The sequence below is a fragment of the Streptomyces sp. NRRL S-378 genome, assembly GCF_000720645.1.
Taxonomy (GTDB): Bacteria; Actinomycetota; Actinomycetes; order Streptomycetales; family Streptomycetaceae; genus Streptomyces.
Genome location: NZ_JOBX01000001.1, coordinates 104,714 through 130,006 on the forward strand (window position 1 = coordinate 104,714; position 25,293 = coordinate 130,006).

The 25,293-nt window shown below is 72.4% G+C and carries 24 protein-coding genes and 1 tRNA gene; 13 read left to right on the forward strand and 12 right to left on the reverse strand.

Translation table 11 applies throughout. The annotated features are described in order from the left end of the window. Positions 1-20: 20 nt before the first annotated feature. Together IH80_RS0100525 and IH80_RS0100530 are read right to left on the reverse strand one after the other, a co-directional pair. Positions 21-608, reverse strand: coding sequence for a TetR/AcrR family transcriptional regulator (locus tag IH80_RS0100525; protein ID WP_030956699.1), 588 nt, complete (start codon positions 606-608; stop codon positions 21-23). Next, the gene (locus IH80_RS0100530; protein WP_030956701.1) at positions 605-2,116 is read right to left on the reverse strand and encodes a 3-hydroxyacyl-CoA dehydrogenase; all 1,512 of its coding nucleotides are present in this window, start codon (positions 2,114-2,116) and stop codon (positions 605-607) included. Before IH80_RS0100530 ends, IH80_RS0100525 begins: the two co-directional genes overlap by 4 nt. Positions 2,117-2,240: 124 nt before the next feature. On the opposite strand from IH80_RS0100530, the gene paaN reads away from it, so the two are divergent. Continuing rightward, the gene (gene paaN / locus IH80_RS0100535; RefSeq protein ID WP_030956704.1) at positions 2,241-3,923 is read left to right on the forward strand and encodes a phenylacetic acid degradation protein PaaN; all 1,683 of its coding nucleotides are present in this window, start codon (positions 2,241-2,243) and stop codon (positions 3,921-3,923) included. A gap of 49 nt (positions 3,924-3,972) precedes the next feature. Here paaN and IH80_RS0100540 read toward each other — a convergent pair whose 3' ends face one another. Next, on the reverse strand, positions 3,973-4,659 hold the full coding sequence (locus IH80_RS0100540; RefSeq protein ID WP_030956706.1) for a MerR family transcriptional regulator: 687 nt from the start codon (positions 4,657-4,659) through the stop codon (positions 3,973-3,975). Between the two features lie 109 nt (positions 4,660-4,768). On the opposite strand from IH80_RS0100540, the gene IH80_RS41655 reads away from it, so the two are divergent. Next, positions 4,769-5,788 carry a hypothetical protein gene (locus tag IH80_RS41655; protein ID WP_030956707.1) on the forward strand — a complete coding sequence of 340 codons (1,020 nt, stop codon included), beginning with the start codon at positions 4,769-4,771 and terminating at the stop codon, positions 5,786-5,788. Here the strand turns inward: IH80_RS41655 and IH80_RS0100550 are convergent. The 3 genes from IH80_RS0100550 to IH80_RS0100560 form a co-directional block, all read right to left on the reverse strand. After that, a complete protein-coding gene (locus IH80_RS0100550; protein WP_030956709.1) occupies positions 5,669-6,454 on the reverse strand; it encodes a TrmH family RNA methyltransferase in 786 nt (261 codons plus the stop codon). The genes IH80_RS41655 and IH80_RS0100550 overlap by 120 nt on opposite strands. 85 nt (positions 6,455-6,539) lie before the next feature. Next, the gene (locus IH80_RS0100555; protein WP_051808591.1) at positions 6,540-7,751 is read right to left on the reverse strand and encodes an HTTM domain-containing protein; all 1,212 of its coding nucleotides are present in this window, start codon (positions 7,749-7,751) and stop codon (positions 6,540-6,542) included. Then, positions 7,748-8,410 carry a DUF5819 family protein gene (locus IH80_RS0100560; RefSeq protein ID WP_234432069.1) on the reverse strand — a complete coding sequence of 221 codons (663 nt, stop codon included), beginning with the start codon at positions 8,408-8,410 and terminating at the stop codon, positions 7,748-7,750. Before IH80_RS0100560 ends, IH80_RS0100555 begins: the two co-directional genes overlap by 4 nt. A gap of 143 nt (positions 8,411-8,553) precedes the next feature. On the opposite strand from IH80_RS0100560, the gene paaA reads away from it, so the two are divergent. The 6 genes from paaA (at position 8,554) to IH80_RS0100590 (ending at position 13,488) form a co-directional block, all read left to right on the forward strand. Continuing rightward, positions 8,554-9,606: a 1,2-phenylacetyl-CoA epoxidase subunit PaaA gene (gene paaA / locus IH80_RS0100565; RefSeq protein WP_078906236.1), complete on the forward strand. Its 1,053-nt coding sequence runs from the start codon at positions 8,554-8,556 to the stop codon at positions 9,604-9,606. Then, entirely contained in the window at positions 9,603-9,887 is a 285-nt protein-coding gene (gene paaB / locus IH80_RS0100570) for a 1,2-phenylacetyl-CoA epoxidase subunit PaaB (protein ID WP_030026914.1), read from the forward strand. The genes paaA and paaB overlap by 4 nt, the downstream gene beginning before the upstream one ends. After that, positions 9,884-10,621: a 1,2-phenylacetyl-CoA epoxidase subunit PaaC gene (gene paaC / locus IH80_RS0100575; RefSeq protein WP_030956717.1), complete on the forward strand. Its 738-nt coding sequence runs from the start codon at positions 9,884-9,886 to the stop codon at positions 10,619-10,621. The genes paaB and paaC overlap by 4 nt, the downstream gene beginning before the upstream one ends. Next, positions 10,615-11,124 (forward strand): 1,2-phenylacetyl-CoA epoxidase subunit PaaD, encoded by a 510-nt coding sequence (paaD, locus tag IH80_RS0100580; protein ID WP_030956718.1) that lies wholly within the window; start codon positions 10,615-10,617, stop codon positions 11,122-11,124. The genes paaC and paaD overlap by 7 nt, the downstream gene beginning before the upstream one ends. Continuing rightward, the gene (locus IH80_RS0100585) at positions 11,125-12,231 is read left to right on the forward strand and encodes a 2Fe-2S iron-sulfur cluster-binding protein (protein WP_030956720.1); all 1,107 of its coding nucleotides are present in this window, start codon (positions 11,125-11,127) and stop codon (positions 12,229-12,231) included. Positions 12,232-12,345: 114 nt separating this feature from the next. Further along, entirely contained in the window at positions 12,346-13,488 is a 1,143-nt protein-coding gene (locus IH80_RS0100590) for an acyl-CoA dehydrogenase family protein (protein WP_030956724.1), read from the forward strand. Between the two features lie 17 nt (positions 13,489-13,505). Here IH80_RS0100590 and IH80_RS0100595 read toward each other — a convergent pair whose 3' ends face one another. The 6 genes from IH80_RS0100595 to IH80_RS0100620 all read right to left on the reverse strand — a co-directional run bounded on the left by IH80_RS0100595 (position 13,506) and on the right by IH80_RS0100620 (position 19,127). Further along, positions 13,506-13,850: a rhodanese-like domain-containing protein gene (locus tag IH80_RS0100595; RefSeq protein WP_030026908.1), complete on the reverse strand. Its 345-nt coding sequence runs from the start codon at positions 13,848-13,850 to the stop codon at positions 13,506-13,508. An 84-nt stretch (positions 13,851-13,934) separates the two neighbouring features. Further along, positions 13,935-14,696, reverse strand: a complete 762-nt coding sequence (locus IH80_RS0100600) for a J domain-containing protein (RefSeq protein WP_234432077.1) — start codon at positions 14,694-14,696, stop codon at positions 13,935-13,937. Between the two features lie 174 nt (positions 14,697-14,870). After that, positions 14,871-16,298, reverse strand: coding sequence for a DUF2252 domain-containing protein (locus IH80_RS0100605; RefSeq protein ID WP_078906237.1), 1,428 nt, complete (start codon positions 16,296-16,298; stop codon positions 14,871-14,873). Between the two features lie 110 nt (positions 16,299-16,408). Next, on the reverse strand, positions 16,409-17,068 hold the full coding sequence (locus IH80_RS0100610) for a response regulator (RefSeq protein ID WP_037878450.1): 660 nt from the start codon (positions 17,066-17,068) through the stop codon (positions 16,409-16,411). Positions 17,069-17,077: 9 nt separating this feature from the next. Next, entirely contained in the window at positions 17,078-18,778 is a 1,701-nt protein-coding gene (locus tag IH80_RS0100615; RefSeq protein WP_030956728.1) for a sensor histidine kinase, read from the reverse strand. A 266-nt stretch (positions 18,779-19,044) separates the two neighbouring features. Further along, positions 19,045-19,127: transfer RNA gene (locus tag IH80_RS0100620), tRNA-Leu, on the reverse strand. A 294-nt stretch (positions 19,128-19,421) separates the two neighbouring features. Here IH80_RS0100620 and IH80_RS0100625 point away from each other — a divergent pair. From IH80_RS0100625 to IH80_RS0100645, 5 genes are all read left to right on the forward strand, one after another. Beyond that, entirely contained in the window at positions 19,422-20,243 is an 822-nt protein-coding gene (locus IH80_RS0100625; protein ID WP_030956730.1) for an FhaA domain-containing protein, read from the forward strand. A 10-nt stretch (positions 20,244-20,253) separates the two neighbouring features. Continuing rightward, on the forward strand, positions 20,254-20,754 hold the full coding sequence (locus IH80_RS0100630; protein WP_030647603.1) for an FHA domain-containing protein FhaB/FipA: 501 nt from the start codon (positions 20,254-20,256) through the stop codon (positions 20,752-20,754). 93 nt (positions 20,755-20,847) lie between these two features. Further along, complete coding sequence (locus IH80_RS0100635) at positions 20,848-22,359, forward strand: PP2C family protein-serine/threonine phosphatase (protein ID WP_078906238.1); 1,512 nt, start codon at positions 20,848-20,850, stop codon at positions 22,357-22,359. Between the two features lie 28 nt (positions 22,360-22,387). Beyond that, positions 22,388-23,812: an FtsW/RodA/SpoVE family cell cycle protein gene (locus IH80_RS0100640; RefSeq protein ID WP_030956738.1), complete on the forward strand. Its 1,425-nt coding sequence runs from the start codon at positions 22,388-22,390 to the stop codon at positions 23,810-23,812. Continuing rightward, the gene (locus IH80_RS0100645) at positions 23,809-25,275 is read left to right on the forward strand and encodes a peptidoglycan D,D-transpeptidase FtsI family protein (RefSeq protein WP_030956739.1); all 1,467 of its coding nucleotides are present in this window, start codon (positions 23,809-23,811) and stop codon (positions 25,273-25,275) included. The genes IH80_RS0100640 and IH80_RS0100645 overlap by 4 nt, the downstream gene beginning before the upstream one ends. Positions 25,276-25,293 lie beyond the last annotated feature (18 nt).

Below are 25,293 nucleotides of genomic sequence, written 5' to 3' on the forward strand. Positions count from 1 at the left end.
TCAGCAGCAGCGGCCGCCGGTCAGCGGACCGTGCGCAGGCCGTCGAAGGCCATGTGGACGACGGCGTCCGCGAGCTGCTCGGGGCCCGTGCCCGGGTGCGGGCGGTACCACTCGACCAGCGAGTTCACCATGCCGAAGAGGAGGCGGGTGGCGAGGCGGATGTCCACGTCCGCCCGCAGGTCGCCGTCCGCGGCGGCGGCCTTGAGCAGGTCCGCGACCTGGTGGTCGAACTCGCGGCGGCGCTCCAGCGCCCACCGCTCGGTGCGGGTGTTGCCCCGTACCCGCAGCAGCAGCGTGACGTACGGCAGCTCGCCGACCAGCACCTCGACGGTGCGGCGCGTGACGTACTCGACGCGCTCGACGGCCCGGCCGCGGACCGCGCCCGGCTCCTCGAGCACCGCGAAGAGCCCGTCGAGGGCGCGGCTGACGGCCCGCCGCAGCAGCTCCTCCTTGCCCGTGACGTGGTGGTAGATCGAGGACTTCGAGATGCCGGCGGCCTTGGAGAGGTGCTCCATCGAGGTGCCGTCGTAGCCGCGCTCGTTGAAGACCTGGACGGCCACCGACAGCAGCGTCTCGGGGGTGTAGGTGTCGCGCTTGGCCGTCGTCACTGCGCGTCCTCCCCGTCGACCGCCGCGTAACCCAGCTTGAACAGCGCCAGCGAGGGCGCGTAACGGCCGCCGGGGCAGCGCTCGTCGAGGTGGTGCAGCAGGTCGTAGGCCCAGTCGCGGCCGAGCCGGTCGTGCCATTCGGAGGGGCCCAGCGGGTAGTTGACGCCGAGCCGCATCGCGGTGTCGATGTCCTCGGCGGAGGCGACGCCGCGGGCGACGGCGTCGGCGGTGAGGTCGATCAGCATCGCGACGGTCCGGGCGACGATCATGCCGGGGACGTCACCGATGACGGAGACCTGCTTGCCGAGCTTCTGGAAGAGGCCGATCGCCTCGGACAGGGTCCGCTCGCTGGTGTCCTCGCTGGCGGAGAGCGCGATGCGGGTGGCGCCCCGGTAGTCGAGCGCGAGGTCGAAGTAGACGACGTCCGCGAACTCGACGGAGGTCTTCCCGTCCGCGAGGACCAGCTGTCCCTCGCCGGGCAGCTGGATGTACGGGCCCCCGTGCTCGGTGGCCGTGACCGCGATCCCCGCCTCCTCCAGCAGGTCGGCCAGAGCGGCGGCCGGCCCGAGGTCACCGACGACGGTCACCTTCGCCGGGGCCTCCTCGGGTCCGGCGGTGTGCGGCTGCGCGGCGGCCGCATCGGGGCCGTACGGGAACCAGCCGTGCCCCGACTTGCGGCCCAGGCGGCCCGACTGCACCAGCCGGCGCTGCGCCAGGGACGGGACGAACTTGGGGCTGCGGAAGAAGGACTCCCACACGGAGCGGGTCACGGCCTCGTTGACGTCCTGGCCGATCAGGTCGGTCAGCGCGAAGGGGCCCATCTTGAAGCCACCGCTCTCGCGGAGCACGGCGTCGATGGTGGCCGGGTCGGCGCCCTGCTCCTCGTACACCGCGAAGGCCTCGGCGTAGAAGGGGCGGGCGATCCGGTTGACGATGAAGCCGGGGGTGTCGGCGCAGCGGACCGGCGTCTTCCCCCAGCCGAGGACCGTGCGGTACGCGCGCTCGACGGCGGCCGGGTCGCTCGCGGAGCCGCTGACCACCTCGACGAGCGGGAGCAGCGGGGCCGGGTTGAAGAAGTGCAGGCCGAGGAAGCGGCCGGGGTGCGCGAGGCCGGCGGCGAGCTCGGTGACGGAGAGGGAGGAGGTGTTCGTGGCGAGCAGCGCGTCCGGCTCCACCACCTCTTCGAGGGCCGCGAAGAGCGTCTGCTTGATCCCGACGTTCTCGACGACCGCCTCGATGACGAGGGCGGCCCCGGCGAGGTCCGCGAGGGCCCGGGCGGGCGCGATCCGGCCGGCCGCCTCCTCCGCCTCGGCGCGGTCCAGACGGCCCTTGGCGGCCATCCGCTCGACACGGTCCTGCACGATGCCGACGCCGTCGGCGGCGAGGGCGGCGTCGATGTCGTAGATCAGCACGCGGTGACCTGCGAGAAGGGCGACCTGGGCGATGCCCTGGCCCATGGTGCCCGCGCCGACGACCGCCACAGTGCGGGACCGCTCGATTGCTGTCATGTCCTGATCCTCCCGCACCGACTTATCCACAGGTCCGCCGGGCCCTCTTGTCCCGACCGATCGTTCGGTTACTCTAACTCCAGTCTGCTCTTCTTCGCCCGGCTCAACGAGGAGTTGGTCCCTGATGGCCGCCGAGCTCACCGTCCCCCAGCTGTCCGCCAAGCACCGGCCCACCCTGGACCAGGCCCTGTCGGCGATCCGCAGCCGCGCCTACTGGTCCCCGCATCCCGAACACCCGAAGGCGTACGGCGAGACCGCCCCGGCCGACGGGCTCGCCGCCTTCGAGGCGCTCCGCGGCACGCGGTTCGACCTCGGCCAGCCCGGCACCGACGGCTGGGCGGGCGCCGAGGTGTCCCCGTACGGCCCGGAGCTGGGCGTCGAGTACCCGCACGTGGACCCGGACGTGCTGCTGCCCGCGATGAAGGCCGGCATGGGCGCCTGGCGCGATGCGGGACCGGAGGCGCGCGCCCTGGTCTGCATCGAGATCCTGGCCCGCATCTCGGCCCGTACGCACGAGTTCGCGCACGCGGTCATGCACACCAGCGGCCAGGCCTTCATGATGGCGTTCCAGGCCGGCGGTCCCCACGCGCAGGACCGCGGGCTGGAGGCCGTGGCCTACGCCTACGAGGAGCAGACCCGCGTCCCGGGGCAGGCCGACTGGTCCAAGCCGCAGGGCAAGAAGGACCCCCTGGAGCTCGGCAAGACCTTCACGGCGGTCCCCCGCGGCATCGCCCTCATGATCGGCTGCAACACCTTCCCGACCTGGAACGGCTACCCGGGCCTGTTCGCCTCGCTGGCCACCGGCAACCCGGTGCTGGTCAAGCCTCACCCGCGGGCCGTGCTGCCGCTCGCCCTGACGGTGCAGGTGGCGCGTGAGGTCCTCGCGGAGGCGGGCTTCGACCCGAACCTGGTGGCGCTCGCGGTCGAGCGCCCGGGCGAGGGCATCGCCAAGGACCTCGCCGTCCGCCCCGAGATCAAGCTGATCGACTACACCGGGTCCACGGAGTTCGGTGACTGGCTGGAGGCCAACGCCCGCCAGGCCCAGGTGTACACGGAGAAGGCGGGCGTCAACACCGTCGTCCTGGACTCCACCGACAACTACAAGGGGATGCTGGCCAACCTGGCCTTCTCCCTGTCGCTCTACAGCGGCCAGATGTGCACCACCCCGCAGAACCTGCTGATCCCGCGCGACGGCATCGCGACGGACGCCGGCCACAAGTCGTACGACGAGGTCGTCGCCGACCTCGCGGCGTCGGTCGGCGGCCTCCTCGGTGACGACGCCCGGGCCAACGCGCTGCTCGGCGCGCTGGTCAACCCGGACGTCAAGGCCCGCCTGGAGGCGGCCGCCGGCCTCGGCGAGGTCGCGCTGGAGTCCCGCGAGGTCGCCAACCCCGAGTTCCCGGACGCGGTGGTCCGTACGCCGGTGATGGTCAAGCTGGACGCCGCCAAGCCGGACCCGGAGGCGCCCTTCCTCTCCGAGTGCTTCGGCCCGGTCTCCTTCGCGGTGGCCGTGGACTCCACGCAGGACGCGCTGGACCTGCTGCGCCGCACCGTGCGGGAGAAGGGCGCCATGACGGTCGGCGCCTACACCACCTCCCCCGACACCGAGCGCGCCCTCGAAGAGGTCTGCCTGGAGGAGTCCGCCCAGCTCTCGCTGAACCTGACCGGCGGGGTCTACGTCAACCAGACCGCGGCGTTCTCGGACTTCCACGGCTCCGGCGGCAACCCCGCGGCCAATGCCGCGCTGTGCGACGGCGCCTTCGTCTCGAACCGCTTCCGCGTGGTGGAGGTCCGCCGCCAGGCGTAGCCGCCGGACGCGGCCGGACGCCGCCGGACTCGGCCCCGTCCGGCGCCCGTCAGGCCCTGGACGCCTCCTCCCCGAACGTGCGGCCGGAGGCGTCCACCTGGGCCATCCTGCGCAGGGCGGCGAAGACCGCGTCGCCCAGCACCGTGCCCACGACCACGGCCTCGACGAGGTCCTCACGGGCCACCCGCCGGGCGACGTAGTCCAGGTCGGTACGGCCCACCCGCTCGGCGGCCTCCGCGTAGTCGTCGAGCAGGTCCACGAATCCGCCGTGCCCCACCCGCGCGAGCGAGGCGAGGGCGGCCACCAGCGCCTCGGCGGCCTTGTTTCCGCTCTCGATGCGCCAGCCGCGCGCCTCGATCAGCCGCGCCACCCGGTCCCGCGCCAGTACCGTCTCCGCGTCCGGCGCGCCGGCGCCGTCGCTGCCGGCCCCGCGGCCGCTGCCCCCGCCGCCGTCGCCGAATTCCGGGACCAGCCGCGTCGCCGCCGCGCCCAGCAGGTCGTGCACCGGCTGCTCCTTGTCGTCGACGGCCGCGAGGACCTCACCGATGGCCGCCACCGAGAGCCCGCCGACCTCCAGGAGGGCGCGGACCAGCCGGAGCCGCCGCTCGTGGCCGTCCCCGTAGCTGGCCTGATTGGGACTCGTCAGCTCGCCGGCGGGCAGCAGGCCCTCCCGCAGGTAGTACTTGATCGTCGGTACCGGCACCCCGGTCCGGCGGCTCAGCTCTCCGATGCGCACGTGCGTTCACCCTGATTTCTCTTGCCCGGATCCACCCTCATCATAGATAGTGGCGCTATCAGATAGCGGACATCGCCGCTATCCATTCATGACGGGGGTATGGATGACGATGTCCTCCTGGCGTACCTGGCACCGCCCGCTGGTGCTGTTCGCCCTGCTGATGGCCTTGTGGGCGGTGCTCTGCGCCGTCGGACTCGCGGTCGACGACCGTGTGCTGACGGGGGCGCCGATCTGGGCCAAGCCGTTCAAGTTCTCGGTCTCGTTCGTCGCCTACTGCCTCAGCCTGGCCTGGATGATCTCCTTGCTGGGCGAGGACCGCCCGCGGCTGCGCCGGACCGCCTGGTGGGCGGGCACGACGGTGGCCGTCGCCAGCGCCGTGGAAATGGTGCTGATCACCCTGCAGGTCGTCCGCGGGGTCCGCAGCCACTTCAACAGCGCCACGCCCTTCGACGCCGGGGTCTACTCGCTCATGGGCAACACCGTGGTCGTGCTGTGGCTCGGCACGCTCGCCCTCGCCGCCCTGCTCTGGCGCGCGCGGACCGCCGACCGGGCCACGACGTGGTCGATCCGGATCTCCACGGTCCTCGCGCTGACCGGCGCCGCGCTGGCGTTCCTGATGGTCCTCCCCACCCCCGAGCAGCAGCGCCGAGAGGCCGCCGGCCGGGCGGTCGCCGAGAGCGGCGCGCACAGCGTGGGGGTGCCCGACGGCGGCCCCGGGATGTTCCTCACCGGCTGGTCCACCACCGGAGGGGACCTGCGCGTCCCGCACTTCTTCGGGATGCACGCCCTCCAGCTGCTCCCGCTGCTGGTGCTCGTCCTGGCCGCGCTCGCCCCGCGCTCCGCCCGGCTGCGCGACGAACGGGTGCGGGTGCGGCTGGTCCTCGTGGCCGGGGCGGTGTACGCGGCGGTGCTCGCCCTGCTGACCTGGCAGGCGCTGCGCGGCCAGTCACCGGTCCACCCGGACGGCGCGACCCTCACCGCGGCCGCCGCGGTCCTGGCCGGGGGAGTCCTAGGTGTTCTCGCGGCCCTGTTCCTGCCCGGCGGGCGGGGGCCCGCCCCAGTGGAAGAGGGTCATGGCCACGCTGGTGGCGAGGTTGTAGCTGGAGACCTGGGGGCGCATCGGCAGTGACACCAGGTGGTCGGCCCGCGCGCGCAGCTCGGGGGAGATCCCGTGCCGCTCCGAGCCGAAGGCCAGCAGGGCGTCGTCCGGGAGCGTGAGGCCCCGGATGTCCCCGCCTTCCGGGTCGAGCGCGTAGAGCGGCCCGGGCGGCAGTTCGTCCAGGGCGAGGCGCTCGACGGTAGTGGCGTAGTGCAGTCCGGCCCCGGCCCGGACCACGTGGGGGTGCCAGGGGTCGAGGTCGCCTCGGGTGACCACGCCGGTGGCGCCGAAGCCGGCGGCGAGGCGGACGACGGCTCCGACGTTGCCGAGGTTGCGGGGGTTGTCGAGGACGACGACGGGCGCGGGCCTCGGCATCCGCCCCAGGCCCGCGATGCCCGCGGCCCGGTCGGGCCGTACGGCGAGGGCCGCGACCCCGGTGGGGTGGACGCGGGGCAGGAGCTCCTTGAGCACGGCCGGCCGCACCAGGCGGACCACGTCCGCCTCCACGTCCGGAGCCAGCGCGCGGGCCAGGGCCCGTACGGCGCCGGGGTCGTCCGCGACGGCCATGCGCACGTCGGCCCCGAAGCGCAGGGCGTGCTTGAGCGCGTGGAAGCCGTCGAGGAACACGAGGTCCCCGCGGCCGGACGCCTCGTGCCAGTCCCGCGCGATTTCCCCGGACCCCTGATCCTCACTCATGCCCCGACCCTACGGCCCCGGCCCGGGCCCCCGGACATCCGCCCACGGGCCTCTCGCCGGGCGGAGCCCCGCCCCGGCCCCGCGCTCAGCCCGTCCCGCGGTCGAGGGCCGGGTCGGGGCGGAGCCCGGTTTCGGGCCGCGGCGGGGCGGGGGAAGGTGCCGCAGGGCTCCGCTCCGGCCGCCGGACCACCCGCTGCGCGACCCGCAGCGCCGCGGCCCGCGCACCGAGCCACACCAGGAAGCCCGTCGGCAGGAACACCGCGTCGGCGGCGATCATCGCCAGCGAGAAGAACGGCAGCCCCAGCAGCACCGCGATCCCCGCGTGCTCCAGCATCATCAGGACCAGCAGCACGTTCTTGATGCGCCGGTTGAAGAGCGTGAACGGGAAGGCCACCTGTACCGCCACCGTCCCGTACGACAGCAGCATCACCAGCGTCCCGCTGCCCGCCAGCAGCGCCGACAGGGCCGGCCACGGGGTGAAGTAGTCCAGCCCCAGGGGGTAGTACAACGCCGTCCCGTCCTGCCACCGCGAGCCCTGGATCTTGTACCAGCCGGCCGTGGCGTAGATCAGGCAGACCTCGACCATGATCACCAGCATGCCGGCGTTGTGCAGCAGGTTCGCCAGGACGTCCAGGACCGCCCGCGCCTCGCCGTCCGGCTCGTGGCGGTCGACCAGCCACCACAGTCCGCAGGCCACCCACACCGCGGCGAACGCCGCCAGCCAGCCGGGACCGAACCGCCCGGTGGCGGCGTCGTGGGCGCAGACGACCCCCAGCGCCCCCCACAGCACCGGCCCGGCCGCCCCCGCCGTCGCGGAGCCGCGCCTGCGCGCCCTGCGCGCGTCCAGCGACCACACCTGCGCGCACCGGGTCAGCACCAGGTAGATCGCGACCAGGTGGATGACGTTGTCCCCGCCGTCGCCCATGAACACGCTGCGGTTCTGCAGGGACAGCACGCCGATCATGAACACCACGGACGTCGCCCGGGTCCGCCAGCCCAGCAGCAGGCCGGCGCTCGCCAGCACGGCCACGGCGTAGACGGTCTCGAACCACAGCGCCGAGCCGGACCACGTCAGGACCGTGAAGGCACCGTTGGAGTCGAGCAGGCGCTGCGCCAGGTCCAGGCTCCACGGCCCGTCCGGGCCGTACAGCTCGGCGCGGTGGGGGAACTCCCGCAGCAGGAAGAAGAGCCAGGTGCCGGCGAAACCGATGCGGACGACGGCGCTCTGGTACGGGCCCAGCGCCTGCCCGCTGACCTCGGCGACGGCCCGCGCCAGCCGGGCACGGGCCCGTCTCACACCTTCCACCACGGCAGCTCCCGGTAGTAGGTCTGGGTGTCGGTGGTCTCGGTGCTCCACTTCGGCGCGGGCACGGCCGTCGTCGCCGAGCGCATCTGGATCCGCAGGATGCGCCCGCCGCGGTGGTCCGGCGCGAGCCGGTCGACTGCGATCCGCCGCAAGTACTCCTCGGAGAGCTCGCCGCGCTCGCCGACGGGCTTCTCGTCCTCGTCGTGGGAGCCGGTGTAGAAGTCCCAGGCCCTGCGCAGCTCGTTCTGCTCGGTGTGGCTCGGCAGCAGGCTGTGCCGGATGGCGGCGGCGTCCTCGGCGCTCAGGTCCCGCCAGCCGGTGGTGAGCAGCTCGCCGGCGGCGGTCCGCACCTCCGCGCGGACCTCCACGGCGATGTTCTGCTGGAGCGGGTTGGGCGCGAAGAGCTTCCAGTTCTGTTCGAACTCGGGGTAGATCCAGGCGTCGACCGTCCCCGCGTGCTGCTTGCTCAGCGTGTTGGAGGGGGCCACGTGCAGGAAGACCAGCGCGAGGTGGGTGCACGCGGCGATGCCCACGGCGCCCAGGGCCAGGGAGGTCAGCACCCGGTACGGGGTGGACAGACCGGCGATTCCGGGCGCCCTCGGGGGTGGTGGAGCGGCCCCTTCGGCGAGCTCGTGCTCGTTCGAATCCATCCCGCCCCGATCGTCCGGCGTCCACAGGGTTGACCACAGAGGTTGACACCCTACGGGCCGCCGTCTCACCATTGAAGCGAAGGAACCGAACGATCGGTCGGTCGGGTGGACGGACGGCCGACATACACCGACAAGGGGCCGTAATGGTGGCAGTGACCCCGGAAACGGGCCCGGACACGGCCCTGGGGACAGACGGGACGGACGGGACGCGCATGACGGCTGATCTGGGCGCACAGCTCGCGGCGGCGTTCGACGCCGCCGTGGCGGCGGACGAGCGCGTGGAACCGCGCGACTGGATGCCGGAGGAGTACCGCGCATCCCTCGTCCGGCAGATGGCGCAGCACGCCCACTCCGAGATCATCGGCATGCAGCCCGAGGCCAACTGGATCACCCGCGCGCCCTCCCTGCGCCGCAAGGCGATCCTGATGGCCAAGGTCCAGGACGAGGCGGGCCACGGCCTCTACCTCTACAGCGCGGCCGAAACCCTCGGCACCAGCCGCGACGAGCTTCTCGACAAGCTCCACTCGGGCAAGCAGAAGTACTCCTCGATCTTCAACTACCCCACCCTGACCTGGGCGGACGTCGGCGCCATCGGCTGGCTCGTGGACGGCGCGGCGATCACCAACCAGGTGCCGATCTGCCGCTGCTCCTACGGGCCCTACGCCCGTGCCATGGTCCGGATCTGCAAGGAGGAGTCCTTCCACCAGCGCCAGGGCTTCGAGCTCCTCATGGCCCTCTCCAAGGGCACCGAGGAGCAGCACGCCATGGCGCAGGACGCGGTGAACCGCTGGTGGTGGCCCTCCCTGATGATGTTCGGCCCGCCGGACGACGAGTCGGCGCACTCGGCGCAGTCGATGGCCTGGCGCATCAAGCGCCACTCGAACGACGAGCTGCGCCAGCGGTTCGTGGACATCGCCGTCCCCCAGGCCGAGTCCCTCGGCCTGACCCTGCCCGACCCGGACCTGAAGTGGAACGAGGAGCGCGGCCACCACGACTTCGGCGCCATCGACTGGGCCGAGTTCTGGGACGTGCTCAAGGGCAACGGCCCCTGCAACGAGCAGCGGATCGGCCAGCGGCGCCGGGCCCACGAGGAAGGCGCCTGGGTGCGCGACGCGGCCGCCGCGTACGCGCAGAAGCAGGCGGCACAGCAGCAGACGGCGAAGCCCGCCGGACAGAACGAGGAGGCACGGGTATGACGCAGAACTGGCCCCTGTGGGAGGTGTTCGTGCGCTCGCGCCGCGGCCTCTCGCACACGCACGCGGGAAGCCTGCACGCCCCCGACGCGGAAATGGCCCTGCGCAACGCCCGCGACCTCTACACCCGGCGCAACGAAGGCATCTCGATCTGGGTGGTCCCCTCCACCGCGATCACCGCCTCCTCGCCGGACGAGCGGGACCCCTTCTTCGCCCCGTCCGCCGACAAGCCCTACCGGCACCCCACCTTCTACGACATCCCAGAGGGAGTGAGCCACCTGTGACCGGCACCGACACCACCACCACCGCCCCCGCGACGGCGGCCCTCGCCCTCGGCGACGACGCGCTGATCCTCTCCCACCGCCTCGGCGAGTGGGCCGGCCACGCCCCCGTCCTGGAGGAGGAGGTCGCCCTCGCCAACATCGCCCTCGACCTGCTCGGCCAGGCCCGCATCCTGCTGTCCATGGTCGGCGACGAGGACGAGCTGGCCTTCCTGCGCGAGGAGCGGTCCTTCCGCAACCTCCAGCTGGTCGAGCAGCCGAACGGCGACTTCGCCCACACCATCGCCCGCCAGCTGTACTTCTCCGTCCACCAGCACGAGCTCTACTCGGAACTGGCCCGCGGGGACGGCCCGTTCGCGCCGCTCGCGGCCAAGGCCGTCAAGGAGACCGCGTACCACCGCGACCACGCCGAGCAGTGGACCCTGCGGCTCGGCGACGGCACCGAGGAGAGCCACGCCCGCATGCAGGCGGCGCTGAAGGCGCTGTGGAAGTTCACCGGGGAGCTCTTCCAGCCGGTGGAGGGCCTCGACGGCGTGGACTGGGCCGCCCTCGAAGAGCGCTGGCTGGCCGCCCTGACCGATCTCGTGGAGCGTGCCGGGCTCACCCTGCCCGAAGGACCGCGCACCGGCGCCTGGGCGGCCGGCGCCGGCCGCCAGGGCCTGCACACCGAGTCCTTCGGCCGGATGCTGGCGGAGATGCAGCACCTGCACCGCAGCCACCCGGGGGCGTCATGGTGACCACCGCCGACGTCGCGACGACCCGCCTGGAGGCCGAGCTGGCCGAGCTGGCCGGCTCCGTCCCGGACCCCGAACTGCCGGTGCTCACCCTCGGCGAGCTGGGCGTGGTGCGCGGGGTGCGGATGCACGAGGACGGCCACGCCGAGGTCACCCTCACCCCCACCTACACCGGCTGCCCGGCCATCGAGGCCATGTCCGCCGACATCGAGCGGGTCCTGACCGGCCACGGCATCCCCGAGGTGCGGGTGACCACCGTGCTGGCCCCGGCCTGGTCCACGGACGACATCAGCGCCGAGGGCCGACGCAAGCTGGCCGAGTTCGGCATCGCCCCGCCCAGGCCGCACGCGGCCGGCGGGCCGGTCCCGGTGACCCTGTCCGTCCGCTGCCCGAACTGCGGATCGACCGACACCGAGCTGCTCAGCCGTTTCTCCTCCACCGCGTGCAAGGCGCTGCGCCGCTGCACCGCCTGCCGCGAACCGTTCGACCACTTCAAGGAGCTGTAGATGGCCGCCCCCCGCCACGGCGCGTTCCACCCGCTGACGGTGGCGGAAGTCGACCGGCTCACCGACGACTCGGTGGCGCTGACCCTCCGGGTCCCCGAGGAGCTGCGCGAGGACTACCGGCACGCCCCCGGCCAGCACCTGACGCTGCGCCGCACCGCCCCGGAGGGCGGCGTCGAGGTCCGCCGCACCTACTCGATCTGCTCGCCCGCCCCCACGGCGGACGGCCCGGGCCCGGCGCTGCTGCGGGTCGGCGTGCGGCTGGTGGAGGGCGGGGAGTTCTCCACCTTCGCGCACAAGGAGATCGCGGCCGGCGACGTGCTCGACGTCATGGTCCCGGCCGGGCGCTTCGTGCTGGACCCCGCCGCGGCCCCCGCCTCCGGGCACTACGCCGCGATCGTCGGCGGCAGCGGGATCACGCCCGTGCTGTCGATCGCCGCGAGCCTGCTGGCCGCGCGGGCCGACGCCCGCTTCTGCCTCGTGCGCAGCGACCGTACGGCCGCTTCGACGATGTTCCTGGAGGAGGTCGCCGACCTCAAGGACCGCTATCCCTCGCGGTTCCAGCTCGTCACGGTGCTCTCCCGGGAGGAGCAGGAGTCGGGTCTGCCGTCCGGCCGGCTCGACGAGGAGCGCCTGGCGTCCCTGCTGCCCGCCCTGCTTCCGGTGGCGGAGGTCACGGGCTGGTTCCTGTGCGGGCCGTACGGTCTGGTGCAGGGCGCGGAGCGGGCCCTGAGCACGCTCGGCGTCGCCCGGACCCGGGTGCACGAGGAGATCTTCCACGTCGAGGACACCACCCCGGCGCCGGTCCGCTCGGCGGCGTCGGCCGCGGCCGCGCAGGGCCGGGTCACCGCACGGCTCGACGGGCGCTCCGGCACCTGGCCCGTCCAGGAGGGCGAGTCCCTGCTGGACGCGGTGCTCCGCAACCGCGCGGACGCCCCGTACGCCTGCAAGGGCGGCGTCTGCGGCACGTGCCGGGCATTCGTGGTGTCGGGTGAGGTCCGGATGGACCGGAACTTCGCCCTGGAGGCCGAGGAGACGGACGCCGGCTTCGTCCTGGCCTGCCAGTCGCACCCGGTCACCGAGGAAGTGGAGATCGACTTCGACCGCTAGGGAGCGTCCGCGGTCCCTCTCCCCGCCCCCGTCCCTGCCGTCCTCCTCCCCTGTCCATTTCCAGGAACCTGTTCTATCTTGACGCCCCGTCAGGTCAGAACGGGAGGACAGGCAGTGGACTTCACCTTCACCGAGGAGCAGCGGGCCGCCGTCGAGGCGGCCAGGGCCGTGTTCGCGGACGTCGCACCCGACGGCGTGCCCAGCCCCGCGCTCACCCCGGGAGCCGTAGCGGACGACTTCGACCGCCCGCTGTGGGCCCGGCTCGCCGCGTCCGACCTGCTGGGCCTGGTCCTCGCCGAGGAGCACGGCGGCGCCGGCCTGGACACCATCGCCCTGTGCCTCGTCCTGCGCGAGGCCGCCCGGGTGCTGGCCAGGGTCCCGCTGCTGGAGCACTGCGCCACCGCCATGGCCGTCCAGGCCTACGGCAACCCCGAACTGGCCGCCGCCCTGCTGCCCGGCGCCGGGCGCGGCACGCTCGTCCTGACCGCCGCCGCACACGGGCGCTCCGGCCACGACCCGGCCGAACTCGCCGTCACCGCACGGCTCGACGGTGAGGCCTGGGTCCTGGAGGGCACCCAGACCGCCGTCCCCTGGGCGCACACCGCCGACTGGATCGCCGTGCCGGCCCACACCGGGGAGGGCCAGGGCGTCCTCGCACTGGTCCCGCGCACGGCCGACGGCCTCGCCCTCGCCGAGCAGGTCTCCACCAGCGGGGAGCGGTTCGCCGAACTCGCCCTGGACGGCGTGCGGGTGGACCCGACCCACCTGATCGACACCCCGGCAGCCGGGGAGCGCCTGCGCCAGATCCTCACCACCGGCACCTGCGCCCTGGCGCTCGGGCTGGGCGAGGGCGTCCTCGGCATGACGAGCCGGTACACCAGCAAGCGCGAGCAGTTCGGCTTCCCGGTGGCCACCTTCCAGGCGGTCGCCGTCCAGGCCGCCGACCGCTACATCGACCTGCGCGCCATGGAGGTCACCCTGTGGCAGGCCGCCTGGCGGCTCGATGCCGCAACGGGCGGCGCCGGCGGGCCGCTGCCGAGCGCCGGTGACGTGGCGGTCGCCAAGATCTGGGCCTCGGAGGGCGTGCGCAGGGTCGTCCAGACCGCCCAGCACCTGCACGGCGGCTTCGGCGCCGACACCGACTACCCACTGCACCGCTACCACGCCTGGGCCAAGCAACTGGAACTCCAGCTGGGCCCGGCGGCCGCGCACGAGGAGGCCCTGGGCGACCTGCTGGCCGCCCACCCCCTCGCCTGAAGCCGCCCCTCACGGGGTCAGAGCACGAAGGCCGGGCTTCCGTTGTCCGTCACCATCGGGCGCCCCGCCCCGTCCCAGGCCTGCATACCGCCGTCGACGTTCACGGCGTCGATGTCCTGGCGCACCAGGTACTGGGTGACCTGCGCGGAACGCCCGCCGACCCGGCACATCACGTACACGCGGCGGCCGTCCTCGACGGCCTCCGTCAGCTCGCCGAAGCGGGCCACGAAGTCGCTCATCGGAATGTGCAGAGCGCCCTCGACGTGGCCGGCCGCCCATTCGTCGTCCTCACGGACGTCGAGGACAAAGCCTTCGGAGGGCACCGCGGCGGCGTCCACCGAGGGAAGCGGTCCGAAGTTCATAACTGTCGCCTTCTCTCTTCACAGGTCTGCTGCCAACCTATCCGACCAGCAGCCCCGCCCGTGCGTGCGCGAACGGCCCCGTCCTCACTGGGCGGCGAGCTCGGCCGCCAGCTCCGCCTCGCGCTCGGACACCTGCGCGAGCAGCTGCTCCGCGATCTCCTCCAGCAGCCGGTCCGGGTCGTCGGGAGCCATCCTCAGCATCGACCCGATCGCGCTCTCCTCCAGCTCCTTGGCCACGAGCGACAGCAGCTCCTTGCGGCGCGCCAGCCACTCCAGCCGGGCGTACAGCTCCTCGCTCTCGCCGGGCCCGGCCGTCTCGGGCACCGGCCCGGCCGCCCACTCCTCGGCCAGCTCGCGCAGCAGCCCCTCGTCGCCCCGGCCGTACGCGGCGTTGACCCGCGCGATGAAGGCGTCGCGGCGCTCCCGCTCGGGCTCCTCCTGGGCCAGGTCGGGGTGGGCCTGGCGGACCAGCTCGCGGTACAGGCGGCGCACCTCCTCGGAGGGGCGTACCCGCTCCGGCGGCCGCACCGGCCGGTCGGTGAGCATCGCGGCGGCGTCGTCGGAGATGCCCTCCGAGTCCAGCCAGTCGTGGAAGAGCTCCTCCACCCCGGGCATCGGCATGACCAGCGAGCGCGCGTCACGCGCCCGCCGGAGGTCATCGGCATCGCCGGTGCGCGCAGCCTTCGCCTCGGCGATCAGCGCGTCCAGTTCGTCGAGCCGCGTGTACATGGGGCCGAGCTTCTGATGGTGCAGGCGGGAGAAGTTCTCCACCTCCACGCGGAAGGTCTCCACCGCGATCTCGAACTCGATCAGCGCCTGCTCCGCGGCCCGTACGGCCCGCTCCAGGCGCGCCTCGGGGCGCTCCTCACTGGTGACGGAGGAGTCGCCGGATCCACCGGGGACTGTCTGCTCGGGCTGCTCGGTCTGCTCGCTCACCCGGCCAGGGTACGGCCCGCCCGCGCGGGCGATGTTTCACGTGAAACATCGCCCCTCGCGCAGGGACCGGCGCGACTGCGCGATCTAGACCCCGGTTTCCGCGGCGATCCGGCCGGCCCGCACCGCGGCGACCAAGTCGGCGTGATCGGCTTCGGTCCGGTCGGCGTAGGCCACCGCGAAGGCCGCCATCGCCTCGTCCAGCTCCTCGTTCTTGCCGCAGTACCCGGCCAGCAGCCGGGGGTCGACGCTGTGCGCGTGCGCCCGGGCCAGCAGGGCACCGGTCATCCGCCCGTAGTCGTCGATCTGGTCGGGAGCCAGCGCCGCCGGGTCCACACTGCCCTTGCGGTTGCGGAACTGACGGACCTGGTACGGGTGCCCGTCCACCGTGGTCCAGCCCAGCATGATGTCGGAGACCACCTGCATCCGCTTCTGCCCGGCCACCACCCGGCGGCCCTCGTGCTCCTCCGGCGGCGAGACGAAGCCCAGCCCGGGCAGGTGCGGGAGCAGCACCGAGGGCCGTGCCTCCTTCACCTGGAGGACCAGCGGTTCGCCCCGGTGGTCCAGCAGCAGGACCACGTACGAGCGGGTGCCGACGCTCCCGGTGCCCACCACGCGGAAGGCCACGTCGTGGATCGCGTAGCGGGCCAGCAGCGGCAGCCGGTCGCCCTGGAGGGTCTGCAGGTAGGGGCCGAGCGAGGCCGCCACGGCCGCCGCCTCCCCGTCCGTGACGCGGCGCAGTACGGGCAGCGCGTCGACGAAACGGCGGCCGCCGTCAGGCCCGATCTCCGTCGACTTGGTGGCGAACCGGGCGGAGGTGTTGTTGCGGGCCTTCTCGGAGACCCGCTCCAGGGTGCCCAGCAGATCGCGGGCATCGGCGTGCGAGACCAGTTCCTCGTCGGCGATGGCGTTCCACGCGTCGAGCGCGGGCAGCTTGGCCAGCAGCCGCATGGTCCGCCGGTAGGCGCCCACGGCGTCCAGCGCGGCCGCCCGGCAGGTGCCCTCGTCCGCTCCGGCCACCCGCCCGGCGAGCACCAGGGAGGCCGCCAGCCGCTTCACGTCCCACTCCCACGGGCCGAACACGGTCTCGTCGAAGTCGTTCAGGTCGATGACGAGCTGGCCGCGCGGGTCCCCGTACAGACCGAAGTTCGCCGCGTGCGCGTCACCGCAGATCTGCGCACCGACACCGGTCACCGGACCACCGGACAGGTCGTGCGCCATCAGCCCGGCCGCACCGCGCAGGAACGCGAAGGGGTTGGCGGCCATCCGGCCGACCCGTATGGGCGTCAGCTCGGCCACCCGCCCGGCGTTGGACTCCTCCACCGCCCGCACCGCGTCCGGCCGCCCGGCCGGCACCGTGAAGCCGGCGTGCGCCGCCCTCGGCACGCGGGCGCGCAACGCCTTGCCCGCCTCCTTCGGCGAGTCCGCCGTCACGCGCGGCGCGAACCCCGCCACGTCCGGAATCCGCTGTCCCGCTGTCGCCGCCATCGGCGCCGCCCCCACCCGTTCATTCATGTGATCGCTTAGAGAACGGGCTGACCGTACCGACAGCCCGGTGTCCCTGGCCAGCACCCAGGGCCCCGGCTTCCCGGCCGGTGCCGCAGCCCGGCGCCCCCGGCCGGCGTCTACAACCCGGCGTCCCTGGCCAGCAGCGCCGCCTGGACCCGGTTCTCACAGCCCAGCTTCGCCAGGATCCGGCTCACGTACGTCTTCACGGTCGCCTCGCTCATGTGCAGCCGCCGGCCCGCGTCCGCGTTGGACAGGCCCTCCCCGAGCAGCGCCAGGACCCCCCGCTCCCGCTCGCTGAGCTCGGCGACCTGACGGCGGGCCTCCTCGCCGCGCGCCGCCGCCTTCCCGGACGCCAGTTGGTCCACCACGTGCCGGGTCGCCCCGGGCGAGAGGTAGGCGTCCCCGGCCGCGGCCGCCCGGACCGCGCCGATCAGCTCGCCCGGCGCCGAGTCCTTGAGCAGGAACCCCGCCCCGCCCTGACCCAGCGCGCGCAGCACGTTCTCCTTCTCGCCGAAGGTGGTCAGGATCAGGGCCCGCACCTCCGGCGCGGCCCGCCGCAGCTCCCCCAGTGCGGTCAGACCGTCCATCACCGGCATCTGGATGTCCAGCAGCATCACCTCGGGGGCGTGCGAACGGGCCAGCTCGACCGCCTCCCGGCCGTTCGCCGCCTCCGCGACGACCTCGATGTCCGGCGCCGAGGTCAGGATCATCCTGATCCCGGCCCGGATCAGCGGCTCGTCGTCGGCGATCACCACTCTGATCACTTCGGCTGTCACCCCGTGCTCCTACTGCTTGACCTCGTACGCCTGCTTGTCCACGAGCTTGCCGTCCTTGAAGCAGAACCGGAAAACCAGGTCCGTGGTCAGGCTCTGGCCGGACTGGTCGTTGGCCAGCAGCGCCAGGCACTCCGAGCCCTCCGGCCGGGGCGGCCCCTTCCGGTCGGCTCCCGCGGTCAGGAAGCTCTCGCCGGTCGGCAGCCGGTCGCGGACCGTCTTCTCGGCCTCGCCGACGTGCACGGCGTCGTACTCGTCCCTGCCGATCATCGACTCGCCCGCCGAGTCCATCAGCATCACCGCCGCTGCGACCAGCACGATCACCAGCACCACCACCGCCGCGAACGCGATCCCGCAGCCCACGGCGATACCACCGGCACGGCTGGGCACCCGTACGGCCAGCTCCCGGTCCACCGCCGCCCAGTCCATCGGCTGCTGCCCGCCCCGCCGCCCCCGCGCCAGGGGCAGGGTGCCCTTCTGCGCCTGCGCCTGCTGCCCGAAGTCGTCGGCCACGTCCTGGGCTCCGGCCGGCTCGGCGCCGTACGGCAGCACGCCGGCCACCCGGAACCCGCCGCCCTCGGCAGGGCCCGCGTGCACCATGCCGCCGACCAGCCGGGCCCGCTCGCGCAGCCCCGTCAGCCCCTGCCCGCCCGACACCACGTCCTCGCCCGGTCCGGCCGACGGCCCGTTGGCGATCTCCACCACCAGGGAGTCGTCCTCGTACCGCAGCTCCACCGTGATCGGGGCCCCCGGAGCGTGCTTGTAGGCGTTGGTCAGGGCCTCCTGCACGATCCGGTAGGCCGCGTGGTCGCAGGCCGCGACCAGCTGCCTCGGCCGCCCCGAGGTGGTCATCCGCACCTCGGTCCCGGCGGCCCGCGCCGCCTCCACGACCCCGGCGATCCCGGCCACACCGCGCGCCGCGGGCTGTGCCTCCTCCACGGGCGGGGGCGCCTCCACGCCGTCCCGCAGGATCCCGACGACCTCGCGCAGTTCGTGCATGGCGGACACCGAGGCCTGCCGCAGCACGCCCACGGCCTCCCGCTGACGGTCGGTGAGTTCGGGGTCCACCTCCAGCGCACCCGTGTGCACGGAGATCAACGCCAGCTGGTGGCCCAGGCTGTCGTGCATGTCCTGGGCGATGCGCTGCCGCTCGCGCAGCCGCGCCTGCCCGGCGACCATGGCCCGCTCGCGCAGGAGTTGCCCGTTGCGTTCGTGCAGGGCCGCCAAGAGGGTGCGGCGCTGGGACCAGTACCGGCTGGCCAGGCCCGGCATCACGGTGACGGCCAGGAACATCAGCGTGGAGAACACGATGATCAGCAGCGGTCGCATCTGCGACCACTGGTCCAGGACGCTGAAGGCGAGCGCCGCGACGAAGGCCAGGGTGAAGGCGCCCAGCGCACGCCCCACGCCGACGATCCGCCGCCCGGCCGACCAGCCCAGCAGCGGCAGGACGAAGAACAGCCCCGGGAGGGCCGAGCTCAGCGCCGAACCGGCCACGAGCGTCGCCGCCGGCAGCCGCCTGCGCAGCAGGGTCAGCGCCACCACGACCACGGCGCCCAGCAGCATCCGCTGCCCGGACCCCCGGTCGAGTTCCTCGACGCCCAGCCCGAGTATGGCCAGCACGGCGGCGAGCGCGAGGTCCCCGGCCAGCATCCGCCGCGTCCACGCCTCGGGCCCCCGCAGCCAGTCCCGGCCCGCACGTGTCTTCGCCATCACATCCACGCGCCCGACCCTAGACATCCGGCCACCGCCCCGGCCGCCCTCTTTCGTCTCACCCGCCGCGACGAAAGTCTGATCGCGCACCAGCAGTTGGCCCCGCACGCATCCACGGCCGGCTCCGCCGTGACCGACACCACACAGGAAACACCGGACACCGCACGCCGATCCGCCGGCCCGTCACGGATCCCGTGCACACCGGGTCACGGCCACAAAGCGAAACGGCCGCCACCGCTTTCGCAGTGACGACCGTCTCGTCGATGTGGGCGAGGGGGGATTTGAACCCCCACGTCCCGAAGGACACTGGCACCTGAAGCCAGCGCGTCTGCCGTTCCGCCACTCGCCCGAGCAGCGTCCCAGTGGTCTCTCCCTTTCGGGCCGTTCCCCTGGCGACGTCGAAACATTAGCACGTAGAACGGGGTGGATTCACATCGCTTTCCCCCGGGGCATACGCCCCCGTGCGGACAGCCCCTCCCGCACTCCGCTCCGGGTGCGGGACACTGTTCCTCGAGGCGCCCCTACGATCCCTTGTGAGGACCAACACTCGTCCCCACAGGTACGAAGGGGAACCACCCGAATCCGCCACGCGTGGATACGATCAGTAAGCAGTACAGGGCGACAACGACGGAGGAGGTGCCCCATGGGAGTTCTGAAGCGGTTCGAGCAGCGACTCGAAGGTCTGGTGAACGGCACCTTCGCCAAGGTGTTCAAGTCCGAGGTCCAGCCGGTGGAGATCGCCGGAGCCCTCCAGCGCGAGTGCGACAACAACGCCACCATCTGGAACCGCGAGCGGACCGTCGTCCCCAACGACTTCATCGTGGAGCTCAGCGCCGGCGACTACGACCGCCTGAGCCCCTACTCCGGGCAGCTCGGCGACGAGCTCGCGGGCCTCGTCCGCGACTACGCCAAGCAGCAGCGGTACAGCTTCATGGGCCCCATCAAGGTCCATCTGGAGAAGGCCGAGGACCTCGACACCGGGCTCTACCGGGTCCGCAGTCGCACCCTCGCCTCCAGCACCTCCCAGCCCCAGGGGGCGCCGCCGTCCCCTGCGAGCGGCTACGGCTATCCGCCGGTCGCCGCACCTCCCATGCCCGCCGGCCCGCCCCCGGGCGGACCCGGCGCCCGCAGGCCCGCCCCGGGCGGTCCCGGCGCGGCGGCTCCGGGGGCAGGATCCGGCGGCCCGCGGCGGCACTGGATCGAGATCAACGGCACCCGCCACCAGATCTCGCGCCCCACGCTCGTACTCGGCCGAAGCACCGAAGCCGACGTGCGGATCGACGACCCCGGCGTATCGCGCCGGCACTGTGAGATCCGGACCGGAACGCCCTCGACGATCCAGGATCTCGGGTCCACCAACGGCATCGTGGTGGACGGGCAGCACACCACCCGCGCTACGCTCCGCGACGGCTCGCGGATCGTCGTGGGCAGCACCACCATCATTTACCGGCAAGCCGAAGGGTGAAGCGGGGGCAATGTCAGAGCTGACCCTGACGGTCATGCGGTTGGGTTTCCTGGCCGTTCTGTGGCTGTTCGTCATCGTGGCCGTCCAGGTCATCCGCAGCGATCTCTTCGGCACGAGGGTGACCCAGCGCGGCTCCTCCCGCCGCGGCGGCGCCGGCGGCGCCCCGCAGCAGGGCGGCCGCCAGGCCGCGCCTCCGCAGCAGCGCCAGCGTCGCGGTGCACCCACCAAGCTCGTCGTCTCCGAGGGCATTCTCACGGGCACCACCGTGGCCCTCGCCGGACAGACGATCACCCTGGGACGCGCCCACGACTCCACGATCGTGCTGGACGACGACTACGCGTCCAGCCGCCATGCCAGGATCTACCCCGACCGTGACGGCCAGTGGATCGTCGAGGATCTCGGGTCCACCAACGGCACGTATCTCGACCGGACCCGGCTGACCACCCCGACGCCCATTCCGCCGGGCGCACCGATCCGCATCGGCAAGACCGTCATCGAGCTGCGGAAGTAGTACGACAATGAGCGAGCGGAGCGAGCGCGCGGCGGTGATCCGTGCCAGCGAGGACACGGACACGAGCGCGCTCCCGACCGGAGGGTGGGCAGTGTGGCTCGAGACCGGTTGTACCCGGAGCATGCTTCGTCGACAGGGCAGGTGCGCATGAGTCTGTCCCTGCGGTTCGCAGCCGGATCCCACAAAGGCATGATCCGCGAGGGGAACGAGGACTCCGGCTACGCCGGCCCACGTCTCCTGGCGATCGCCGACGGCATGGGAGGCCAGGCCGCCGGCGAGGTCGCGAGCTCCGAGGTGATCTCCACCCTCGTGCAGCTCGACGACGACGTACCGGGCTCCGACATCCTCACCTCGCTGGCCACCGCCGTGCAGCGCGCCAACGACCAGCTGCGCGTCATGGTCGAGGAGGACCCCCAGCTCGAGGGCATGGGCACCACCCTCACCGCCCTGCTGTGGACCGGCCAGCGCCTCGGCCTCGTCCACGTCGGCGACTCCCGCGCCTACCTGCTCCGCGACGGCGTCCTCACGCAGATCACCCAGGACCACACCTGGGTGCAGCGCCTGGTCGACGAGGGCCGCATCACGGAGGAGGAGGCGACGACCCATCCGCAGCGCTCCCTGCTGATGCGCGCGCTGGGCAGCGGCGACATCGTCGAGCCCGACCTCTCCATCCGTGAGGTCCGCGCCGGCGACCGCTACCTGATCTGCTCCGACGGGCTCTCCGGCGTCGTCTCCCACCAGACCCTGGAGGAGACCCTCGCCGACTACCACGGCCCCCGCGAGACCGTGCAGTCCCTGATCCAGCTCGCGCTGCGCGGCGGCGGACCCGACAACATCACCTGCATCGTCGCCGACGTCCTCGACACCGACAGCGGCGACACCCTCGCCGCCCAGGTCAGCGACACCCCGGTGGTCGTCGGCGCGGTCGCCGAGACCCAGCACCAGCTCTTCGACAACAACAACGCCATGCAGACGCCGGCCGGCCGCGCCTCCGGGCTCGGCCGCCAGGCCCCGCCGCCCGCGGGCGCCTTCGGTCCCCCCGGCAGCGGCGACGCCCCCGGCTACGGGTACGGCGACCACGGCCAGGGCGGCGGCTACGGCTCCTTCGGCGAGGCCGACGGGTACGACTCCGACTCCGGCTACGACGACACGTACGACCACCCCCGCAGGCGCCGCAGCAAAGGGCGCAAGTGGACCACCCGCACCCTGACCCTGCTCGTCGTCGCCGGTGTCATCGGCGGCGGCCTCTACGCCGGCTGGCGCTGGACCCAGACCCAGTTCTACGTCGGCGTGAAGGGCGAGCACGTCGCGCTCTTCCGCGGCATCAGCCCGAAGCTCGGACCGCTGGAGCTCTCCAAGGTGGAGACCGACCGCCCCGACATCGAACTGAAGTACCTGCCGCCCTTCAAGCGGAAGCTGGTCGAGGCCACCATCAGCGAGGGCAGCCTCGACGGTGCCCGCAAGAAGCTGGACGACCTCGGCGTCCAGGTCTCCGCCTGCAAGAAGGACGAAGAGCGCAGAGGCGCCGAGGCGCAGAACAGCCAGACACCCGGCCCCAGCCTGACTCCCGAGGAGCAGCAGCTGGTCGGCCTGTGCGGAAAGTAGCCCGCGGGCACAGGGGGCCTGCCACACCATGAGCGTTGTCACCAATACGACCACCATCGGCGCCATCGAGCTGCCGAGCCGGCGGAACACCGAGCTCCTGCTGCTCGCCTTCGCCGTGGTCATCCCGATCTTCGCCTACGCCAACGTGGGTCTGGCGATCCACGGCGAGCTGCCCCCCGGCATGTTCGCCTACGGGGCCGGCTTCGCCGTGCTCGCCGGCATAGCGCACTTCGTCGTACGCCGGTACGCGAAGTACGCCGACCCGCTGCTCCTGCCGCTCGCCACCCTGCTCAACGGCCTCGGCGTCGTGCTCATCTGGCGCCTGGACCAGTCCGAGCGGCTGCAGAACCTCGCCAAGCGCAGCTTCGGGGCCTTCTCGCCCTCCGCGCCCCGTCAGATGATGTACACGGCACTGGCGATCGCCCTGTTCGCGGCCGTGCTGCTGATCCTCAAGGACCACCGCGTCCTGCAGCGGTTCACGTACATCTCCATGGCCGGCGCGCTGGTGCTGCTGATCCTGCCCGTCGTCCCGGGCCTGGGCGCCGACGTCTTCGGCGCCAAGATCTGGATCAGCGTCGGTGGTTTCTCCATCCAGCCCGGTGAGTTCGCCAAGATCGTCATCGCGATCTTCTTCGCCGGCTACCTGATGGTGAAGCGCGACGCGCTCGCGCTGGCCAGCCGCCGCTTCATGGGCCTCTACCTGCCGCGCGGCCGCGACCTCGGCCCGATCCTGATGATCTGGGCGATGAGCCTGCTCGTCCTGGTCTTCGAGAACGACCTCGGCACCTCGCTGCTCTTCTTCGGCATGTTCGTGATCATGCTGTACGTGGCCACCGAGCGCACCAGCTGGATCGTCATCGGTCTGCTGATGTCGGTCGGCGGCGCGGTCGTGGTGGCCTCCTTCGCCAGCCACGTCCAGGCCCGCGTCAACGCCTGGCTCGACCCCTTCGGCTGCTACACCACCTCGGGCGCCTGCGAGCAGGTCGGCCAGTCGATCATGAGCTTCGGTTCCGGCGGGGTCCTCGGCGCCGGATGGGGCCAGGGCAACTCCGACCTCATCGGCTTCGCCGCGAACTCCGACTTCATCTTCTCCACCGTCGGCGAAGAGCTCGGCCTCTCCGGTGTGATGGCCTTCCTGCTGATCTACGGGCTCATCATCGAGCGGGGCGTCCGCACCGCCCTCGCCGCCCGCGACCCCTTCGGCAAGCTCTTCGCCATCGGTCTCTCCGGCGCCTTCGCGCTCCAGATCTTCGTCGTCGCCGGCGGAGTCATGGGGCTCATCCCCCTCACCGGCATGACGATGCCCTTCCTCGCTTCCGGCGGTTCCTCCGTCCTCGCGAACTGGATCCTCATCGCCGTCCTCATCCGGATCAGCGACACCGCCCGCCGACCGGCACCGGCCCCGGCCCCGTCCCCCGACTCCGAGATGACCCAGGTGGTCCGCCCGTCATGAACAAGCCCCTGCGCCGCATCTCGCTGTTCTGCGGGCTGCTCGTCCTCGCGCTGCTGATCCGGACCAACTGGCTGCAGTACGTCCAGGCCGAGGAACTCAGCACGCGCAAGGAGAACCGACGGGTCCAGATCGCCCAGTACGCGACCGAGCGCGGCAACATCATCGTGCAGGGCCAGCCGATCACCGGCTCCGCGGTCACCGACGGCAGCGACTACAAGTACAAGCGCACCTACACCGAAGGGGAGCTCTGGTCCCCGGTCACCGGGTACGCCTCGCAGGCCTTCGGTGCCACGCAGCTCGAATCGCTCGAGGACGGCATCCTCACCGGCAACGACGACCGGCTGTTCTTCGACCGCACCATCGGCATGTTCACCGGCGAGAAGAAGCAGGGCGGCAACGTCGTCACCACGCTGAACCGCGCCGCGCAGCAGGCCGCCTTCGAGAAGCTCGGCACCAAGAAGGGCGCGGTCGCCGCCATCGACCCGCGCACCGGCGCCATCCTCGCGCTGGTCTCCACCCCCTCCTACGACCCGTCCAGCTTCGCCGGCAACTCCAAGGCCGACGAGAAGGCCTGGGTCGAGCTGAAGGACAGCGAGGACAAGAAGCTCGTCAACCGCGCCCTGCGCGAGACCTACCCGCCCGGCTCCACCTTCAAGGTGGTCACCGCCGCGGCCGCGCTGGAGCACGGGGTGGTCAACGGGATCGACGACCCGACGGACACCCCCGAGCCGTACATCCTCCCCGGCACCAAGACCCAGCTGCCCAACTCCCACACCGGGTGCGAGAAGGCCAGCCTGAACGAGGCGCTGCGGATCTCCTGCAACTCCGTCTTCGCGAACCTCGGCGACAAGGTCACCCGCGACAAGATGGTGGAGACGGCCGAGAAGTTCGGCTTCAACAACGACAAGATCGACACCCCGGTCCGCGCCTTCGCCAGCGTCTACGACAAGAAGATGGGCCGGGACGGCAACGCCCAGAGCTCGATCGGCCAGTTCAACACCGCCGCCACTCCGCTGCAGATGGCCATGGTCACCGCGGCGATCGCCAACGACGGCAAGCTGATGAAGCCGTACATGGTCGACCACCTCACCGCGCCGAACCTGGACATCGTCGAGAAGCACGAGCCGCAGGAGATGAGCCGGCCGCTGTCCGCGGGCAACGCGCAGAAGGTCCAGCAGATGATGGTCAACGTCGTCGCGAAGGGCACCGGCGAGAAGGCCCAGATCAAGAACGTGACGGTCGGCGGCAAGACGGGTACCGCCCAGCACGGCGAGGGCAACAAGAAGCGCCCGTACGCCTGGTTCATCTCCTACGCCGAGAACGCGGACGGCACCTCGCCGGTCGCCGTCGCCGTCGTGATCGAGGACAGCGAGGGCACCGCCCGTGACGACATCAGCGGTGGCGGTCTCGCCGCCCCGGTCGCCAAGGCGGTCATGGAAGCGGTGCTGAAGAGCCAGGGGTGACCGGGGGATCACGGGGCG

Coding starts and splice junctions, on each gene's coding strand:
- IH80_RS0100530 (WP_030956701.1), bottom strand. CDS start 2,116: ATGACAGCAATCGAGCGGTCCCGCACTGTGGCGGTCGTCGGCGCGGGC.
- paaN (WP_030956704.1), top strand. CDS start 2,241: ATGGCCGCCGAGCTCACCGTCCCCCAGCTGTCCGCCAAGCACCGGCCC.
- IH80_RS41655 (WP_030956707.1), top strand. CDS start 4,769: ATGTCCTCCTGGCGTACCTGGCACCGCCCGCTGGTGCTGTTCGCCCTG.
- IH80_RS0100550 (WP_030956709.1), bottom strand. CDS start 6,454: ATGAGTGAGGATCAGGGGTCCGGGGAAATCGCGCGGGACTGGCACGAG.
- IH80_RS0100560 (WP_234432069.1), bottom strand. CDS start 8,410: ATGGATTCGAACGAGCACGAGCTCGCCGAAGGGGCCGCTCCACCACCC.
- paaA (WP_078906236.1), top strand. CDS start 8,554: ATGGTGGCAGTGACCCCGGAAACGGGCCCGGACACGGCCCTGGGGACA.
- paaB (WP_030026914.1), top strand. CDS start 9,603: ATGACGCAGAACTGGCCCCTGTGGGAGGTGTTCGTGCGCTCGCGCCGC.
- paaD (WP_030956718.1), top strand. CDS start 10,615: ATGGTGACCACCGCCGACGTCGCGACGACCCGCCTGGAGGCCGAGCTG.
- IH80_RS0100585 (WP_030956720.1), top strand. CDS start 11,125: ATGGCCGCCCCCCGCCACGGCGCGTTCCACCCGCTGACGGTGGCGGAA.
- IH80_RS0100595 (WP_030026908.1), bottom strand. CDS start 13,850: ATGAACTTCGGACCGCTTCCCTCGGTGGACGCCGCCGCGGTGCCCTCC.
- IH80_RS0100605 (WP_078906237.1), bottom strand. CDS start 16,298: ATGAATGAACGGGTGGGGGCGGCGCCGATGGCGGCGACAGCGGGACAG.
- IH80_RS0100615 (WP_030956728.1), bottom strand. CDS start 18,778: ATGGCGAAGACACGTGCGGGCCGGGACTGGCTGCGGGGGCCCGAGGCG.
- IH80_RS0100625 (WP_030956730.1), top strand. CDS start 19,422: ATGGGAGTTCTGAAGCGGTTCGAGCAGCGACTCGAAGGTCTGGTGAAC.
- IH80_RS0100630 (WP_030647603.1), top strand. CDS start 20,254: ATGTCAGAGCTGACCCTGACGGTCATGCGGTTGGGTTTCCTGGCCGTT.
- IH80_RS0100640 (WP_030956738.1), top strand. CDS start 22,388: ATGAGCGTTGTCACCAATACGACCACCATCGGCGCCATCGAGCTGCCG.
- IH80_RS0100645 (WP_030956739.1), top strand. CDS start 23,809: ATGAACAAGCCCCTGCGCCGCATCTCGCTGTTCTGCGGGCTGCTCGTC.